This window comes from Mesorhizobium sp. M0830 (assembly GCF_040319965.1).
Lineage (GTDB): Bacteria > Pseudomonadota > Alphaproteobacteria > Rhizobiales > Rhizobiaceae > Mesorhizobium.
Map to the genome: position 1 here is coordinate 1 of NZ_JAMYOR010000137.1, position 1,426 is coordinate 1,426.

At 63.3% G+C, this 1,426-nt stretch carries 1 protein-coding gene; it reads left to right on the forward strand.

The genetic code is table 11. The annotated features are described in order from the left end of the window. Window positions 1-115 precede the first annotated feature (115 nt). Window positions 116-1,144 (forward strand): IS110 family RNA-guided transposase, encoded by a 1,029-nt coding sequence (locus NKI20_RS33535; RefSeq protein ID WP_352838272.1) that lies wholly within the window; start codon window positions 116-118, stop codon window positions 1,142-1,144. The last annotated feature ends 282 nt before the right edge of the window (window positions 1,145-1,426 follow it).

Sequence of the window (1,426 nt, forward strand, 5' to 3'; positions counted from 1 at the left end):
TTCAACAGATGGGGTGATTGGGGTCTCGCCCGAGCCAAGGTGCGGGCGGCTGCTCCTGTATGGATGTTAGAACGTGGTCGCCTTGGAGCGCCACAAACATCGGGAAGGAGCAGCCGTGAAGTATTTTGCTGGATTAGATGTATCTTTGGAAGAGACCGCGATTTGCGTCGTCGATGAGAGCAGTCAGATCGTGAAGGAAACACGAGCGGCGAGCGAACCACAGGCCTTGTCCGATGCGTTGCGGAAGCTCGATCTGCCGCTGGAGCGCATCGGGCTTGAAGCGTGCTCGCTGACGGCCTGGCTTCACGATGGATTGTGCGCCGAAGGTCTGCCTGCGATCTGCATCGAGACGCGCCAAGCCAATGCGGCCATGAAGACGATGCCGAACAAGACCGATCGCAACGACGCCCGCGCGCTTGCGCAGATCATGCGCACGGGCTGGTATCGGCAGGTGCATGTCAAGTGCCGGCAATGCCGGCTGTGGCGTGCGCTGCTGGTTGCCCGCCGGACGGTGCTGAACGAGATGCGCAGCATCGAGAATGTCGTGCGCGCCATGCTGCGAGAGGCCGGCGTCAAGCTCGGTACGCCGTCGCGCACCGCCTTTGCTGATCGCGTGCGCGAACTGGCCAGTGCCGAGGTGATGGCGATGGTCGAGCCGCTGCTTACGATCCTCGGCACCATGCTCAAGGAGTTCGCCCGGCTGACCAAGAAGGTTCTCGACATCGTCCGCAAGGAGGAGGTCTGCCGGCGGCTGATGAGCGCGCCAGGCGTTGGTCCGATTACGGCGCTCGCCTTCCGCGCCACGATCGACCGGCCGGAGCGGTTCGGCTCCTCGCGGGCGGTGGGAGCGCATCTGGGGCTGACGCCAGCGCGATACCAATCCGGTGAGACCGACATCCAGGGCAAAGTCAGCCGCTGTGGCGACGAGCTCGCCCGCACAGCACTCTACGAGGCAGCCCATTCACTGCTTGTGCGTTCCAAAAAGTGGTCGAGCTTGCGCGCCTGGGGCATGAACATCGCCAGACGCCGCGGCATGGCGCGGGCGCGGGTGGCGGTGGCCCGCAAGCTGGCCGTCATCCTGCACCGCATGTGGGCCGACGCAACCGAATTCCGCTTTGGAAAGGAAGCCGCCGGATCGGCATGAAATAGCGCAAGGAACAAAAACGAACACAGACAGTGGTTTCGCCCGCGAGGGTGATCTGGATCGTTCCGTGGGGACGATGGGCAAGGCGATCTCGTTAGCAGGCACGATCCTGGGCGAAGTCTCCCAAGGTCGTTCAACAGATTGAGACGCCTCGCTCTCCTGACCCCATCATGCGGCGGCTCCGCGCCGACCGCGAAGAGAAGCGAGTGACCCGCGGGGCGACATGGTCCGGAAAAAAGACAGGAAACGCTTGACCTCACCGACCCCAATCAGAGAAGCCTG